The organism is Lebetimonas sp. JS032 (assembly GCF_000523315.1).
In the GTDB taxonomy this organism is placed as follows: Bacteria; Campylobacterota; Campylobacteria; order Campylobacterales; family Nautiliaceae; genus Lebetimonas.
In genome coordinates, this window is sequence record NZ_ATHS01000001.1 from 808250 (window position 1) to 824276 (window position 16027).

Consider the following 16027-nt stretch of genomic DNA (forward strand, 5'->3'; position numbering starts at 1 on the left):
AAAATGATAAAAAAAGTACTGTTTCCTGCGGCGGGGTATGGCACAAGATTTTTACCGGCCACAAAGTCGGTTCCAAAAGAGATGCTGCCGGTTGTTAATAAACCCCTTATTCATTACGGAATAAAAGAAGCTATGAATGCGGGAATTTTTGAAGTAGGGTTTGTAACAGGAAGAAACAAAAGGGCTATTGAGGATTATCTGGATTTTTCCCCAGAACTTGAAAATAAAATAAAAGATTCAAGTAAAGCCTCTTTGCTTAAAGAAACAAATGAAATGATAGAAAAATGCACTTTTACATATGTAAGACAAAAAGAGATGCTTGGACTCGGACATGCGGTTTTGAGTGGCGAACCACTCATTGGCAACAATCCTTTTGCGGTTGTTTTGGCGGATGATTTGTGTGTGGGGGAAGTTTTAACACAGATGGTTAAACTTTACAAAAAATATAAATGTACAATAATAGCTGTTGAAGAAGTGGATAAAAACGAAGTAAATAAATATGGAATTGTATCCGGTAAAAAAATAGAAGACGGTGTAATAATGGTAGATGATATGGTGGAAAAACCGGATGTTGACAAAGCCCCAAGCAATTTAGCAATTATAGGAAGATATATTTTAACCCCCGATATTTTTGATTTGTTAAGAAATGTAAAGCCTGGAAAAGGCGGGGAAATTCAGCTGACCGACGCTATAAAAATGCAGGCAAATGAAGGAATGGTGATAGCATATAAGTTTAAAGGCAGAAGGTTTGACTGCGGAAGTATTCCCGGATTTATAGAAGCCACCAATTATATGTATGAAAATATGAAAGGTTAATATGTGCGGAATAGTAGGGGTTAAAGGAATAAAAAGCCCACAGGAGTTTTTAATAGAAGGGCTTAAAGAACTTGAATACAGAGGATATGACAGCGCCGGAATTGCCGTTATGGACGAAGGGGAACTTAAAGTAATAAAAGCTGTCGGAAGACTGAAAAATCTGGAAGTTAAGTTAAAAAATGTAAAATTTATTAATCCGAAACTTGGTATCGGGCATACCAGATGGGCAACCCACGGAAAACCCACAGAAATAAACGCTCACCCGCAGACAGGAAAATTCAGCGCGGTTGTGCATAACGGGATTATTGAAAATTATGCTGAAATTAAAAAAGAACTTGAAGCTCAGAATTTAAATTTTATCTCTCAAACAGATACTGAAGTAATAGTAAAACTGTTTGAGCATTTTTACAACGGCAATGCATTTGAAGCGTTCAAAAAAACACTTGAAAAGCTAAAAGGCGCTTATGCGATTTTGCTTATTACCCAAAAAGACCCTGAAAAAATATTTTTTGCAAAAAAAGGAAGCCCTTTAATAGTCGCACAAAACGAAGGTAAATTTTTCTTCGCTTCATCTGACGCGCCTCTTGTGGGATATGCAAACAGCGCACATTATCTGGAAGACGGTGAATACGGATATGTTGACAGTGAAATTTGTCTGTCAGTATTTCAAACCTCTCCCGGCAAACAGAGAATCAGCCAAAAAGGGCGGATACAGGTTTTATATGGAAAAAGAGATTTATGAACAATATGGTGTATTAAAAGAAAATACATTAGGTCGTAATACTGAAAAAGGCATAAAATTTGACGAGCTTAATAAAGAGTTTTTTGAAGGAGTAAATAATATAATCATCTCAGCATGCGGGACAAGCTATCATGCGGGGCTTGTGGGTAAATATCTGCTTGAAAGAGATGCAAAAATAAGAACAAATGTAGAAGTTGCAAGCGAGCTTAGATACAGAGAGCCTCTATTAACAAAAGATACACTTTTTATAGTAATATCCCAAAGCGGGGAGACGGCTGATACGCTTGAGACTCTTAAAATGGCAAAAAAAGCAGGACTTAAAACATTAGCTTTATGTAATGTAGATAATTCTTCTATAGTAAGAGAGGCCGATAAAACAATACTGCTTAGAGCGGGAATAGAAAAAGGCGTAGCTTCTACAAAAGCATTTGCCACTCAGGTAATGACGCTATGGATGTTAAGCAATTATCTTGCAGATAAAAACGAATATGAAGCAATAAACGAGTCCATAGAAGCCACAAAAGTAAATACAAAAATACATGAAAAAATAAAAAGACTCTCAAAAAGATACCTTCACGGGCATGGGTTTTTCTATATAGGAAGGGATATATTTTACCCTCTTGCCCTTGAAGGGGCGCTTAAACTAAAAGAAATAAGCTATATTCACGCAGAAGGCTACCCGGCAGGTGAAATGAAACACGGGCCTATTGCCTTGGCAGACCCGGAGCTTTTTGTAGTAGCGCTTCTTAGTAAAAACATACTGTTTGAAAAAACAAAATCAAATATTGAAGAGCTTGTGGCAAGAGACGCCACAGTGCTTACAATATCTCAGGAAGAAATTGAACTGACAGATGATTTTATAAAAATAAACAAAAGCAGGCATCCTATGGCGGAGTTTTTTGAAATGATGGTAATAACCCAGCTTTTAGCACTTGAAGTTGCAATTAGAATGGGAAACGATGTAGATATGCCAAGAAATTTAGCTAAATCGGTTACGGTTGAGTAATGAAATTTTTGGTAAAATTATGAAAAATTTTTAGGAGAGAGTTTTTGAAAAATATAATTCTTTGCGGGGGGAATGGGACGAGGCTTTGGCCGATAAGCAGAAAGCTGATGCCAAAGCAGTTTATAAAACTTTTTGATGATAAATCACTTTTTCAACTTACCACTGAGAGAAATTCAACACTCTGCAATTCTCAACTTATAGTTTCAAATGAAGAGCAGTTTTTTCTGGCATTAGACCAGCTTGAAGAAATAAATAAATTAAATAATACTCAATTTATACTTGAACCTGTAGGAAGAAATACAGCTCCAGCAATTGCCCTCGCAGCGTTTCAAAGCAATGAAGATGAAATACTTTTTGTAACACCAAGCGATCATTTAATAAAAGATGATGAAAATTATGAAAAAGCAATAAAAAGAGCAAAAGAATTAGCACAACAAGGATATCTTGTAACATTTGGAGATGTTATTAAATTTCATGAAAAGCCAGATTTGTAAAAAAAGGCAATTTTGGAATAGCGGAATGTTTATGTTTAAAGCGGGAGTGTTTTTAGAAGAACTTAAAAAATATGCTCCTGAAATTTATGAAAAAAGTTTAGAAGCTTATAAAAATGCAAAAAAAGATAAAAATATTTTAAGAATCAGATTAGAAGATATGGAAAATATTCCAGAAGAGAGTATAGATTATGCAGTAATGGAAAAGAGTGATAAAATAAAAGTAATTAAATCAGATTTTGAATGGAATGATGTAGGAAGTTTTGACAGTTTAGTTAAAGAAATAGATTCGAATGTAAAACCTATTGAGATAGAAAGTAAAAATAACTTTTATTACAGCGATAATTCAAAAAAAACAGTTGCTACAATAGGGCTTGAAGATTTTATTGTAATAGATACCAATGATGCTTTACTCATAACAAAAAAAGGCAAAACACAAAAAGTAAAAGATGTGGTAAAAAGGTTAAAAAAAGAAAATAAAGACTTAACAGAATTTCATACCACAGTACATAGACCGTGGGGAATATTTGAGAATTTAATTGATGAAAACGGATATAAAATAAAAAGAATAATAGTAAAACCGGGAAAAAGACTTTCCCTTCAAAAACATTTTCACAGAAGCGAACATTGGGTAGTAGTAAGCGGGACAGCAGAAGTTCAGGTAGGAAATGAAACATATCTTGTAAGACCGAATGAATCAACATACATAAAAATGGGAGAGATTCACAGATTGTCAAATCCCGGTAAAATACCTGTGGTATTAATTGAAGCACAGGTTGGAGAATATACAGGCGAAGATGATATTGTAAGAATTGAAGATGATTTTAATAGAAGTATGTGCTAAGTGATAGGTGCTAAGATATGAAATGTGAAAAGTTAGATTTTTGGAAAAAATCTTCAAGAATGTGTGCTAATGTATATAAAGAATTAAAAGAGTTAAAAGATTTTGGTTTTAAAGATCAAATAATTAGAAGTGCATTATCTATAGCAAGTAATATTGCAGAAGGACTGGAAAAAGAATCTCTAAAAGAACAGATTAGATTTATAGAAATTTCAAAAGGTTCGGTAGCAGAATTTATTACTCAAGCATATATTGGAATAGAAATAGAATATATCAATAAACCAACAGGTTTAAAATGGATAAATGATTTAGATGAAATTTCTAAAATGCTAACAGGATTATCAAAATATCATAAAAAGGAAAAGTATGAAAAAAAATAATCTTAAATTTCAAAACTCAAATCTAAAACCTAAAAAAGCTTTGATTACAGGAATAACAGGTCAAGATGGGAGTTATTTAGCAGAATTTTTACTTGAAAAAGGTTATGAAGTTCATGGTATAAAAAGAAGAACAAGCCTTTTTAATACGAAAAGAATAGACCATTTATATAAAGACCCGCATGAAGAAAATGTAAATTTCTTTTTACATTACGGAGATATGACAGACAGTATGAATATAACTCGTATTATTCAAGAAGTTCAGCCTGATGAAATATACAACCTTGCAGCACAATCACATGTAGCAGTTAGTTTTGAAGAACCGGAATATACTGCAAACGCGGATGGTATAGGGATTTTAAGAATTTTAGAAGCTGTAAGGCTTTTAGGACTTACAAATAAAACAAAAATTTATCAGGCAAGTACAAGTGAATTATATGGATTAGTTCAGGAAGTACCGCAAAGTGAAAAAACACCATTTTATCCAAGAAGTCCTTATGCAGTAGCTAAACTCTATGCGTATTGGATTACGGTAAATTATAGAGAAGCGTATAATATGTTTGCTTGCAATGGAATACTTTTTAATCACGAAAGTCCAAGACGTGGAGAAACATTTGTAACAAGAAAAATAACAAGAGGAATGGCAAGAATCCTTTTAGGACTTGATAAAAAACTTTATTTAGGGAATCTAAGTGCAAAAAGAGACTGGGGACATGCAAAAGATTATGTAAGAATGATGTGGATGATACTTCAATATGAAAAATCGGAAGATTGGGTAATAGCGACAGGTAGAACCACAGAAATTAGAGAATTTGTAAGACTTACAGGAAAATATCTTGGGTTAGAAATTTCATTTGAAGGTAAAGGAGTTAATGAAAAAGGAATTGTTACTGCAATAGATGAAGAAAAACTTCAAAACCTTTTAAAAACAATCAATGTGGCCCATCCACAATATATTATCGATCATGTAAAAAATTTGATAGGAAAAGATATTGTAAATGTAGACCCTAAATATTTTAGACCGACAGAAGTTGATTTACTTTTAGGAGATGCAACAAAAGCAAAAGAAAAACTTGGATGGGAGTCAAAAATAACTCTTGAAGAGATGACAAAAGAGATGGTAGAGAGTGATTTAAAAGAAAACTATCAAGAGCTTGTTCTTAAAGAATGCGGATTTGAAGTTCCAAAAAGCTGTGGATTATAAGTAATGTTTAATTGTAAATTGATAATTTTAAATAGGGAAATATATGATTATTGATAATTTACAAGATTATAAAAAAATTTTAGAAGATTTAAAATTTAAATTTAAATCTGCCCAAATAAAAGCTTCTTTAAAAGTAAACAGTGAATTATTGCAATTTTATTGGTATCTTGGTAAAAAAATTATTGAAGTTCAAAATAATTATAAATGGGGAAGTAAATTTTTAGAAAATCTAAGTAAAGATTTATCAAAAGCATTTCCTGATGTAAAAGGATTTTCTTATAGAAATTTAAAATTTATTAGACAATGGGTAAATTTTTGGGATAATGAAAAAGGGAAACAACTTGTTTCCTTATTGTTTCAAATCCCATGGGGACATAATATAGTCATAATTCAAAAGTGTAAAGATATTAATGAAGCTATATTTTATGTGGAAAACACTTTAAAAAACGGAATTAGCAGGAATGTTTTAATACATCAAATAGAAAGTGACTTGTATCATAGACAGAAAAAAGCTGTAAATAATTTTGATAATACTTTGCCTCCACTGCAATCAGATTTGGTAAAAGAAATCACTAAAGATCCATATATATTTGATTTTTTAACTATTAGTGAGGATTATAAAGAAAAAGAGTTAGAAAATGCCTTAATTGAAAATATAAAAGATTTTTTAATTGAACTTGGCAGTGGGTTTGCATTTGTGGGTAAGCAGTATAAATTAGAAATAGAAAATCAAGAATTTAGAATAGATTTATTGTTTTATCATCTAAAACTTCATTCATTTGTAGTAATTGAATTAAAAAATGGTGAATTTAAACCTGAATATGCAGGAAAATTAAATTTTTATGTATCTGCTGTAGATGATATTTTAAAATCAGAAATAGATAATTCAACTATAGGTATTTTAATATGCAAATTAAAAAATGATTTAATTGTAGAATATGCTTTAAGAGATATAAATAAGCCAATAGGAGTTAGTGAATATAGATTAACTACAAAACTTCCAGATAAATTAAAAGATACAATTCCAAGTATTGAAGATATAAAACAACAAATACAAAGGAATATAAATGAATAAAAATAGTAAAATATATGTAGCAGGAGGGACAGGACTTGTAGGAAGTGCTATTATTAAAAAGCTACTTGAAAAGGGATATAAAAATGTCATCAGTACTTATAGAAACAGACAGCCTTTAAATGATAAAGTTAAATGGATAAAATTAGATTTATTAAATCAAAATGATGTGGAGGAGTTTTTAAAAAATGAAAAACCTGAATATGTATTTTTAGCAGCAGCAAAAGTTGGGGGAATTATTGCTAATAATACATATAGAGCAGATTTTATTTATGAAAATCTTCAAATTCAAAATAATGTAATTTATAATGCATATAAATACGAAGTAAAAAAACTGATGTTTTTAGGAAGTACCTGTATCTATCCTAAAAACTGTCCTCAACCTATAAAAGAAGAATATTTATTAACAGGAGAGCTTGAATATACAAATGAACCATACGCTATAGCAAAAATAGCAGGTATTAAAATGTGTGAGAGTTTTAATTTACAATACGGCACAAACTTTATCTCAGTAATGCCAACTAATCTATATGGAGAAAATGATAACTTTGATTTAGAAAAATCCCATGTTCTACCAGCTCTTATCAGAAAAATTCATTTAGGAAAATGTCTTGAAAATGGAGACTGGGAAGGAATTAGAAAAGATTTAAATGGGACTAAAGTTGTTATTGGTAATTCGTTATTAGTTATTGGGGAAAAAAGTTCAAAAGAAGATTTACTAAAAGTTTTAAATCACTTTGGTATTCAATACACCAATACACCAATAACAAATAACCAATCAACAAAACCAAAGGTGTTGATTGAAATCTGGGGCTCAGGCAAACCAATGCGAGAATTTTTATATTCAGACGATATGGCGGATGCTTGTGTATTTTTAATGGAAAATGTAGATTTTAAAGACATTGTTGATGGGTATATTAGTAATTCGTATATTGGTGAAAACAAACAAATAACTAATAACCAATACACAAATATACCAATAACCAATACACATATAAATATAGGAACGGGTAAAGACATCTCAATAAAAGACCTTGCATATTTGATTAAAGATATTATTGGTTTTCAAGGAGACTTTTATTTCAATACAGAAAAACCGGATGGAACGATGAGAAAAGTTACAGATGTTAGTAAGTTGCATAGTTTAGGTTGGCAGTATAAAACAACATTAAAAGAAGGAATTGAAAAGGTATATAGATGGTATGTAGAAATGAGCGAGCAGCGAGTAGAAAATAATCTACCGACGACTGACTACTTGCTACATGCTAAAATTAGAAAATTTATGAATGGTATAAGGATTTATCATGATAGATAATGAAAGATTAACACATTTAAAGCAACTTGAAGCTGAGAGTATATATATATTAAGAGAAGTTGCTGCAAATTTTAGCAATCCTGTAATGATGTATAGTATCGGAAAAGATAGTTCGGTAATGCTACATTTAGCTATGAAAGCTTTTTATCCGGCAAAACCACCATTTCCTTTACTTCATGTGGATACATTATGGAAGTTTCGCGAAATGATAGAGTTTAGAGATAAAAGAGCAAAAGAGCTTGGAATGGAACTTTTAGTATATACTAACCCGGAAGGGATTGAAATGAACATCAATCCTTTTATTCATGGAAGTAAAGTTCATACTGATATAATGAAAACAGAGGCTCTTAAAAAAGCACTTAATAAATATGGTTTTGATGCAATAATTGGTGGAGCAAGAAGAGATGAAGAAAAGTCTCGTGCAAAAGAGAGAATTTTTAGTTTTCGTGATAAAAATCACAGGTGGAATTCAAAAAATCAAAGGCCAGAACTTTGGAATTTATATAATACACATATTCATAAGGGTGAAAGTGTTAGGGTTTTTCCTTTAAGTAACTGGACAGAACTTGATATTTGGCAATATATATATCTTGAAAATATTCCTATAGTTCCACTTTATTTTGCAAAGGAAAGACCGGTAGTAGAGTGGGAAGGTGCTAAAATAATGGTAGATGATGATAGAATGCCAGAAGAACTTAGAAAAAAAGCAAAAATGGAAAAAGTAAGATTTAGAACTCTTGGATGTTATCCTTTAACGGGGGCTATAAATTCAAATGCTGATACTCTTCCTAAAATAATAGAAGAAATGCTTTTAAGCAGAACAAGTGAGAGAGAAGGAAGACTTATAGATAAAGATCAGGAAGGCAGTATGGAAAAGAAAAAAATTGAAGGATATTTTTAGTTTGAGAACAACATGAAAATAAAGAGATGCTCAGGTTTATTACATGTGGAAGTGTGGATGATGGAAAAAATACGGAACTACAAATGAAGAGATTGATTTTGCCCTTTTAATAGACGGACTTCAAAGCGAAAGAGAACAGGGAATAACAATAGATGTAGCTTATAGGTTTTTCAGTACAGATAAAAGAAAATATATCATTGCAGATACCCCAGGACACGAACAATACACTAGAAATATGGTAACAGGCGCAAGTACAGCAGATTTGGCTGTAATTTTAATAGATGCAAGAAAAGGTGTTCTAACTCAGACAAGAAGACATACATTTTTAGTTACACTGCTTGGAATCAGAAATATTGTGGTAGCTATTAATAAAATGGATTTAGTTGATTATTCAAAGGAAGTATTTGATAAAATAGTAAAAGATTATAAAAAAATGTTTGAAAAATTAAGATTTTCTCTTCCTTATAAAGAATATGGAAGCTAAAATAAACTCTATATCTGTGAGTGCTTTAAAAGGTGACAATGTAGTGGAAAATTCAGAAAATACACCTTGGTATACAGGGCTTCCTCTGTCTTAAAATATTTAGATTCCCGTTCAATATGTAAACAGGCCTAATCTTGATTTTAGAGGATTTGCGGGACAATTGCAAGCGGTGAAATAAATGATAGTAAAGAGCGAGGAAAAAGAGCCTAAGTTTAATGACAGTTTTGAAGCATTTGTAGTTTGGATGGATGAAGAACCTTTAAAAAACAGGGAATATATATTAAAACTTTATACTAAAGAGACGAATGCCATTATTTCAAAAATTTTATTTAAAAAAGATGTAAATACATGGGAAAAAATAGAAGCTAAAACGAATGATATAGCAAGGGTTCAGATAGATTTTAGCGAAAAGATGGCATTTGATTTGTATGAAGAGAATAAAGGAACAGGAGCTTTTATATTAATAGATAAAATTACAAACAATACTGTTGCAGCAGGTATGATAGTGGGAGAATCAACCAAAAACAGAAGCTGAAATTGCTTTAAATAAATTTATAAGAGAACATTTTCCAGAATGGGGATGTAGAAAAATAGGTGATTGAGGTATTGGGTATTTGGTGTTAGGTTCTAGGTGAAAAGGTGATAAATGGGTAATTTTAGAGAATTAAATGTTTGGCAAAAATCAAAAAGTTTAGTAGTAGATATATACTATTTAACAAATAAAGAAACTTTTAAAAGAGACTTTTCATTAAAAGATCAAATGAGACGAAGTGCAGTTTCTATTCCAAGTAATATTGCTGAAGGAGATGAAAGAAATTCAAATAAGGAATCAATTAGGTTTTTATATATAGCTAATGGTTCAGTTGCTGAATTAATTACTCAAATAACAATTGCATATGAAATAAATTATATAACTAAAAAAGAGTATATAGCTTTGTTAAAAGAATTAGAAGATATCTCAAAAATGATAAAATCATTAATAAATTATAGGAGTAAAAATATATGATAATTACACAAAATTATTTCTATTACCTAAAACCTTATACCCAAAACCTTATCTCATCCAAAGGATGAGATTTGTATAAAGAGACAAATATTCGTTCAATTGTAAAAGGGATTAGCTGGCGTTTTATAGCTACCGGTACTACAATGAGTATTGTTTATGTTTTTTTTGGAAATGTAGAACTTGCGGTTGCAACGGGATTATTGGAAACAATAGCAAAAGTTGGGTTATATTGGGGGCATGAAAAAGCATGGCAAAGAATAAGATGGGGTAGAAAAAGAATTGAGCCTTTTAATTTATGGTTTACAGGACTTCCTCTAAGTGGTAAAACAACTATTGCTGATAAAGTATATGAAAAATTAAAAAAGCTTGATATACCACTTGAGAGAATAGATTCTAAAGATGTAAGAGAAATGTTCCCTAATGCGGGATTTAGCAGAGAAGAGAGAAACAGGCATATTAAAAGAATAGGACACTTAATCCAAACTCTTCAAAAAAATTCAGTTTCTACAGTTTGCAGTTTTGTATCTCCTTATCGTGAAAGCAGAAAAATGATAAGAGAAATGGTAAAAAATAATATCGTAGTTTATGTAAAAGCAAGTATTGAGACTTGTAAAAAAAGAGATTATAAAGGAGTATATGAAAAAGCATTAAAAGGTGAAATAAAAAACTTTACAGGAATTAGTGATGTATATGAAGAACCAAAACATGCTGAAATTGTAATTGATACAGAGAAAATGAATCCTGATGAAGCAGCGGATTTGATAGTAAAGTATGTAAAGAAACATTATGTTAAATGAGACGATAGACAATAGTCAATAGACGATAGTCGATAGTATTTTTAACTATGTTAAAAATTTAAAAAACAGCACGGCAAAGCATTGCTTTTATTGACTATTGTCTGGAGTCTATAGTCTGGATACTGGAAAGGATTTTTATGAAAAACATTGTATGGCATCCTAATAAAGTTACAAGAAATGACAGGGAAAAAATTAAAAATCAAAAAGGCTGTGTCCTTTGGTTTACAGGGTTAAGTGGAAGTGGTAAGAGCACTATTGCAAATGAATTAGAATATGAGCTGAATAAAATGAGATATCATACATATTTACTTGATGGAGATAATATAAGGCATGGATTAAATAAGAATTTAGGATTTAGTGATTTAGATAGAAAAGAGAATATTAGAAGAATAAGTGAAGTTGCAAAACTTTTTGTAGATGCAGGGATTATTACAATTACAGCATTTATTTCTCCTTTTATTGAAGATAGAGAGAAAGCCAGAGAAATTATAGGAACAAAAAACTTTATAGAAGTTTTTGTGGATACTCCACTTGAAGTTTGTATACAAAGAGACCCAAAAGGACTTTATAAAAAAGCTTTAAATGGAGAGATTAAAAATTTCACAGGAATTGATTCTCCTTATGAAAGACCATTAAGTCCAGAAATTATAATTGATACTAAAAAGTATGATATTATTTCATCAGTAAGTTTAATAATAGATTATTTAAAAAATAAAAAATATTTAGACTTTAGATAATAGACGATAGACAATAGTTTAGAGAGAAGGGTTTTTAAGTGTATAATAAAATATTTAAAACAGATAAATTTGAGTTTAATATAGATGATGTTTTAGAAATAGCAAGAAAAGCAGGAAAAGAAGTTTTAAATATTTATAATAAAGATTTTGAAGTAGAATATAAAGATGATAAATCTCCTTTGACTATGGCAGATAAAATATCTCATAATATAATTATAAAAGGACTTAAAAAATATAATTTACCTGTTTTAAGTGAAGAAGGAAAAGATATTCCATACGAAGAGAGAAAAAACTGGGAATATTTTTGGATGATAGACCCACTTGATGGGACAAAAGAGTTTATCAAAAAAAATGGAGAATTTACTATAAATATAGCTTTGATTCATAAAAATGAACCTGTTTTTGGAGTCGTTTATGCACCAGTTTTAGATTGGATTTATTTTAATGATAATGAAAATGCATATAAAATAGAAAAAGATAAACTAATAAAACTTCCAATAAAAAGAAATGATGATAAGTTTATTATAGTAGCAAGCAGAAGTCATTTAAATGATGAAACAAAAAAATTTATTAAATCCTTGACTATCGACTATCGACTATCAACTATCGACTATGATTTTATCTCTATTGGCAGTAGCTTAAAACTATGTCTTGTAGCAGAAGGAAAAGCAGATATTTATCCTCGCCTTGCTCCTACTATGGAGTGGGACACAGCAGCAGCTGATGCTGTGGTTAGGAAAACTGGAGCAAAAGTTTATCAATTACCAATTAACGACTATCGACTATTAGTTTATAACAAAGAAAATCTTTTAAATCCATGGTTTGTAATTCAATGATTAAAAAACTAAAACAAAAATTTCAAAAAGAAGAGCACAAAAGATTATTGTCAAATTTTATTTCATTAGCTATATTACAAGGAGCAAATTATATATTGCCTCTTATTACATTTCCTTATTTAGTAAGGGTTTTAGGCGTGGAAAAATTTGGACTTTTAGCATTTGCTGGGGCAACTATAGCTTATTTTAATATATTAACCGATTATGGATTTAATCTTACAGCTACAAGGGAAGTTTCTATTTATAGAGATAATAAAGAAAAACTTAATGAAATATTTAGCAGTGTTATGATTATAAAATTTATTTTAATGATTGTTTCTTTTTTATTATTGCTAATTTTAGTTTATAGTTTTAATAAGTTTAGAGTACATTTAGAAGTTTTTTTATTGACATTTGGGATGGTGATAGGTCAGGTTCTATTTCCTCAATGGTTTTTTCAGGGAATTGAGAGAATGAAATATATAACATTTTTAAACATATTATCTAAGGTTATATTTACAATAGCAATATTTGTTTTTATTCATCAAGAGAGTGATTATTGGAAGGTGCCACTGATTAATTCTTTAGGATTTATAAGTGCAGGGTTAATAGCTTTATATATTATTCAAAAAGATTTTAATATAAAATTTAGATTGCAAACTTTAAAAACACTTAAAACTTATTTTACAGATGGTTGGCATATATTTATATCAAATATAGCAATAAGTTTATATACGGTATCTACTACATTTATTTTAGGATTGTTTACAAATAATATGATTGTAGGATATTATTCAATAGCAGATAAAATTAAAAGTGCAGTCCAAGGTTTATTAAGACCTATTTCACAGACTGTTTATCCATATATTTCTAAAAAAGTAAAAGAAAATAAATTAGAAGGATTAAATTTCATTAGAAAAATTACTATTTATATTGGACTATTTAGTTTTATTTTATCTTTTTTGCTTTTTATATTTGCTCCTGAGATTATTCATTTAGTTGCAGGAGAAAAATATGAAAGAAGTATTTTAGTTTTAAAGATTATTGCGTTTTTACCTTTTATTATTGCATTAAGTAATATTTTTGGAATTCAGACAATGCTTAATTTTAATAGAAAAAAAGCTTTTAGTAAAATTTTAATAAGTGGAAGTATTTTAAATATTATTTTATCCTTAATAATAGTGCCCTTATTTCAAGAAATAGGTTCAGCAATTTCAGTATTAGTTGTAGAATTATTCATAACAATTACTATGTATGTTTATTTACAAAAAACAGGAATAAATATTATGAAAGGAAAATTATATGTTTGATTATATAATAATAGGAGCAGGTTTTGCAGGGAGTGTATTAGCTGAAAGAATAGTAAATAAATTAAATAAAAAAGTTTTAATAATAGAAAAAAGAAATCATATTGGTGGGAATTGCTATGATGAGAGAATTGAAAATATATTAGTACATAAATATGGACCTCATTTGTTTCATACTGATGAAAAGCAAGTTTGGGATTATTTAAGTAATTTTACAGAATGGGATATATATCATCATAAGGTATTGGCTTTTATAGATGGCAAAAAAGTTCCAATTCCGTTTAATTTTAATGCTTTGTATGAAGTTTTTCCAATTGAACTCTCTTGTAGAATAGAAAAAAAACTTCTTGAAAATTATGAATATAATTCAAAAGTTCCAATACTAAAATTAAAACAATCAAATGATAAAGATTTAAAATTTTTAGCTGATTTTGTTTATGAAAAAATATTTGTCCATTATACAGCAAAACAATGGGATAAAAAACCAGAAGAGATTGATAGTGAGGTTACAGCAAGAGTGCCGGTTTTTATTGGAAAAGATGATAGATATTTTAATGATAAGTATCAAGGAATACCAAAAGAAGGATATACAAGTTTATTTCAAAAAATGTTAAATCATCCAAATATAAAAATAATGTTAAATACGGATTTTAAAGAAGTTATTAAAATAGATCAAGATACTAAAAAAATATACTTTTTAAATCAGGAATTTAAAGGAAGACTTATTTTTACCGGCAAAATAGATGAGCTGTTTGATTATAAGTTTGGAGAGCTTCCATATAGAAGTGTGAGAATGAAATTTGAAACTCTAGAAAAAGAATATTATCAAGAAGTAGCAACTGTTAATTATCCAAACAATTATGACTTTACAAGAATAACCGAATTTAAATATATTCATCCGGTTGAAACTAATAAAACAGTTATCTTAAAAGAATATCCACAAAAATATATAAAAAATCAAAATACACCATACTATCCAATCTTTACAAAAGAAAACCAAGAAAAATATAATAAATACTTAGAATTTTCAAATAATTTCAAAAATATAATATTAGTAGGAAGACTTGCTGAGTATAAATATTATGATATGGATGATATAATTAAAAGAGCTTTAGAAGTTTTTGAGGAGAAAGTTAAATGAGTAGTAATAAAGAAACAGTTTGTGCAGTAGTAGTTACATATAACAGAAAAGAGCTTTTAATAGAATGTTTAGAAGCATTGCAAAAACAAACAAGGCCATTACAAGCAATTTATTTGATAGATAATGCTTCAACAGATAAAACTCCAGAATTACTTTTGGAAAAAGGGTATATACAAGAATTACCTCCAAAAGAGTTAAATGAACCTTGGGAAAAAGAATTTGAAATTAAAAATTTAACTAATGGAGACATTATAAAAGTTCATTATGTTAGAATGAATGAAAACACAGGAGGAGATGGAGGATTTCATGAGGGTGTAAAAAGAGCTTATGAAAAAGAATATGATTGGTTATGGCTTATGGATGATGATGGAAAACCATTTAATAATGAAACTTTAATAAAATTAAGAAATTTTCATAAAATAAGTGGATTGTTAGTATTACAACCTTTGGTTGTTTCAAAAGAAAATACAAAAGATTTGGCATTTAAAATATTGTTTGATAAAAAAGAATTTTATTCTATAGAAGATTTAAATAATGATATTTATTATAATTATATTACTTTATTCAATGGAACACTAATTAATAGAAAGGTTATTGCAACCATAGGTTTTCCTAATAAAAGATTATTTATTTGGGGAGACGAAGTAGAGTATTTTTATAGAATAAAAAATAAATTTAAAACTTGTATTTATACAAAAAGCTTATTTATTCATCCTAAATCAAGAATGAAATCTAAAAGATTTTTGAATCAAAATTTTATTTATCAAAATAATAATTTAAAAGATTATTGTTTTTATCGTAATAGAACTTTTTTATATTTAAAATTTAATAAATTCAAGTTATTTATGTTTTTTATAAAATACAATTTATATTTTTTATTTACATTTAAATTTGACGCATTTTTTTTATTTAATAAAGCTTTTTATCATGGTGTTTTTAATATATGGGGAAAAGAAAAAAACTACTTATTATAGG

13 protein-coding genes and 3 pseudogenes are annotated in these 16027 nt (G+C 29.1%); all 16 read left to right on the plus strand.

Annotated features, from left to right (window positions below):
- The first annotated feature begins 3 nt into the window (after positions 1 to 3).
- The 16 genes and pseudogenes from galU to DZ65_RS0104585 all read left to right on the plus strand — a co-directional run bounded on the left by galU (position 4) and on the right by DZ65_RS0104585 (position 16026).
- On the plus strand, positions 4 to 816 hold the full coding sequence (gene galU, locus DZ65_RS0104505; RefSeq protein WP_024790800.1) for a UTP--glucose-1-phosphate uridylyltransferase GalU: 813 nt from the start codon (positions 4 to 6) through the stop codon (positions 814 to 816).
- Position 817: 1 nt separating this feature from the next.
- Positions 818 to 2564, plus strand: a pseudogene (glmS, locus tag DZ65_RS11475) (glutamine--fructose-6-phosphate transaminase (isomerizing)).
- A 44-nt stretch (positions 2565 to 2608) separates the two neighbouring features.
- Positions 2609 to 3899 (plus strand): annotated as a pseudogene (locus DZ65_RS11480) (sugar phosphate nucleotidyltransferase).
- Positions 3900 to 3916: 17 nt separating this feature from the next.
- The gene (locus DZ65_RS0104520; RefSeq protein WP_024787486.1) at positions 3917 to 4276 is read left to right on the plus strand and encodes a four helix bundle protein; all 360 of its coding nucleotides are present in this window, start codon (positions 3917 to 3919) and stop codon (positions 4274 to 4276) included.
- Positions 4263 to 5477 (plus strand): GDP-mannose 4,6-dehydratase, encoded by a 1215-nt coding sequence (gene gmd / locus DZ65_RS0104525; protein ID WP_024787487.1) that lies wholly within the window; start codon positions 4263 to 4265, stop codon positions 5475 to 5477. The genes DZ65_RS0104520 and gmd overlap by 14 nt, the downstream gene beginning before the upstream one ends.
- Positions 5478 to 5520: 43 nt before the next feature.
- A complete protein-coding gene (locus tag DZ65_RS0104530) occupies positions 5521 to 6552 on the plus strand; it encodes a YhcG family protein (protein WP_035908152.1) in 1032 nt (343 codons plus the stop codon).
- Positions 6545 to 7864, plus strand: a complete 1320-nt coding sequence (locus tag DZ65_RS0104535; protein ID WP_024790804.1) for a GDP-L-fucose synthase — start codon at positions 6545 to 6547, stop codon at positions 7862 to 7864. The genes DZ65_RS0104530 and DZ65_RS0104535 overlap by 8 nt, the downstream gene beginning before the upstream one ends.
- Positions 7854 to 8765, plus strand: a complete 912-nt coding sequence (cysD, locus tag DZ65_RS0104540) for a sulfate adenylyltransferase subunit CysD (protein WP_024791281.1) — start codon at positions 7854 to 7856, stop codon at positions 8763 to 8765. Before DZ65_RS0104535 ends, cysD begins: the two co-directional genes overlap by 11 nt.
- Positions 8766 to 8770: 5 nt before the next feature.
- Positions 8771 to 9851 (plus strand): annotated as a pseudogene (locus DZ65_RS11485) (sulfate adenylyltransferase subunit 1); the annotation flags it as partial.
- A 44-nt stretch (positions 9852 to 9895) separates the two neighbouring features.
- A complete protein-coding gene (locus tag DZ65_RS0104555) occupies positions 9896 to 10255 on the plus strand; it encodes a four helix bundle protein (RefSeq protein ID WP_024790807.1) in 360 nt (119 codons plus the stop codon).
- Between the two features lie 71 nt (positions 10256 to 10326).
- A complete protein-coding gene (cysC, locus tag DZ65_RS0104560; RefSeq protein ID WP_024787491.1) occupies positions 10327 to 11052 on the plus strand; it encodes an adenylyl-sulfate kinase in 726 nt (241 codons plus the stop codon).
- 137 nt (positions 11053 to 11189) lie between these two features.
- The gene (gene cysC, locus DZ65_RS0104565) at positions 11190 to 11789 is read left to right on the plus strand and encodes an adenylyl-sulfate kinase (RefSeq protein ID WP_024790808.1); all 600 of its coding nucleotides are present in this window, start codon (positions 11190 to 11192) and stop codon (positions 11787 to 11789) included.
- A gap of 38 nt (positions 11790 to 11827) precedes the next feature.
- On the plus strand, positions 11828 to 12625 hold the full coding sequence (gene cysQ, locus DZ65_RS0104570) for a 3'(2'),5'-bisphosphate nucleotidase CysQ (protein WP_024790809.1): 798 nt from the start codon (positions 11828 to 11830) through the stop codon (positions 12623 to 12625).
- A complete protein-coding gene (locus tag DZ65_RS0104575) occupies positions 12622 to 13914 on the plus strand; it encodes a flippase (RefSeq protein ID WP_024790810.1) in 1293 nt (430 codons plus the stop codon). The genes cysQ and DZ65_RS0104575 overlap by 4 nt, the downstream gene beginning before the upstream one ends.
- Complete coding sequence (gene glf, locus DZ65_RS0104580; RefSeq protein ID WP_024790811.1) at positions 13907 to 15052, plus strand: UDP-galactopyranose mutase; 1146 nt, start codon at positions 13907 to 13909, stop codon at positions 15050 to 15052. The genes DZ65_RS0104575 and glf overlap by 8 nt, the downstream gene beginning before the upstream one ends.
- Complete coding sequence (locus tag DZ65_RS0104585; RefSeq protein ID WP_024791284.1) at positions 15049 to 16026, plus strand: glycosyltransferase; 978 nt, start codon at positions 15049 to 15051, stop codon at positions 16024 to 16026. Before glf ends, DZ65_RS0104585 begins: the two co-directional genes overlap by 4 nt.
- Position 16027: the final 1 nt, after the last annotated feature.

Coding starts and splice junctions, on each gene's coding strand:
- galU (WP_024790800.1), top strand. CDS start 4: ATGATAAAAAAAGTACTGTTTCCTGCGGCGGGGTATGGCACAAGATTT.
- DZ65_RS0104520 (WP_024787486.1), top strand. CDS start 3,917: ATGAAATGTGAAAAGTTAGATTTTTGGAAAAAATCTTCAAGAATGTGT.
- gmd (WP_024787487.1), top strand. CDS start 4,263: ATGAAAAAAAATAATCTTAAATTTCAAAACTCAAATCTAAAACCTAAA.
- DZ65_RS0104530 (WP_035908152.1), top strand. CDS start 5,521: ATGATTATTGATAATTTACAAGATTATAAAAAAATTTTAGAAGATTTA.
- DZ65_RS0104535 (WP_024790804.1), top strand. CDS start 6,545: ATGAATAAAAATAGTAAAATATATGTAGCAGGAGGGACAGGACTTGTA.
- cysD (WP_024791281.1), top strand. CDS start 7,854: ATGATAGATAATGAAAGATTAACACATTTAAAGCAACTTGAAGCTGAG.
- DZ65_RS0104555 (WP_024790807.1), top strand. CDS start 9,896: ATGGGTAATTTTAGAGAATTAAATGTTTGGCAAAAATCAAAAAGTTTA.
- cysC (WP_024790808.1), top strand. CDS start 11,190: ATGAAAAACATTGTATGGCATCCTAATAAAGTTACAAGAAATGACAGG.
- DZ65_RS0104575 (WP_024790810.1), top strand. CDS start 12,622: ATGATTAAAAAACTAAAACAAAAATTTCAAAAAGAAGAGCACAAAAGA.
- glf (WP_024790811.1), top strand. CDS start 13,907: ATGTTTGATTATATAATAATAGGAGCAGGTTTTGCAGGGAGTGTATTA.
- DZ65_RS0104585 (WP_024791284.1), top strand. CDS start 15,049: ATGAGTAGTAATAAAGAAACAGTTTGTGCAGTAGTAGTTACATATAAC.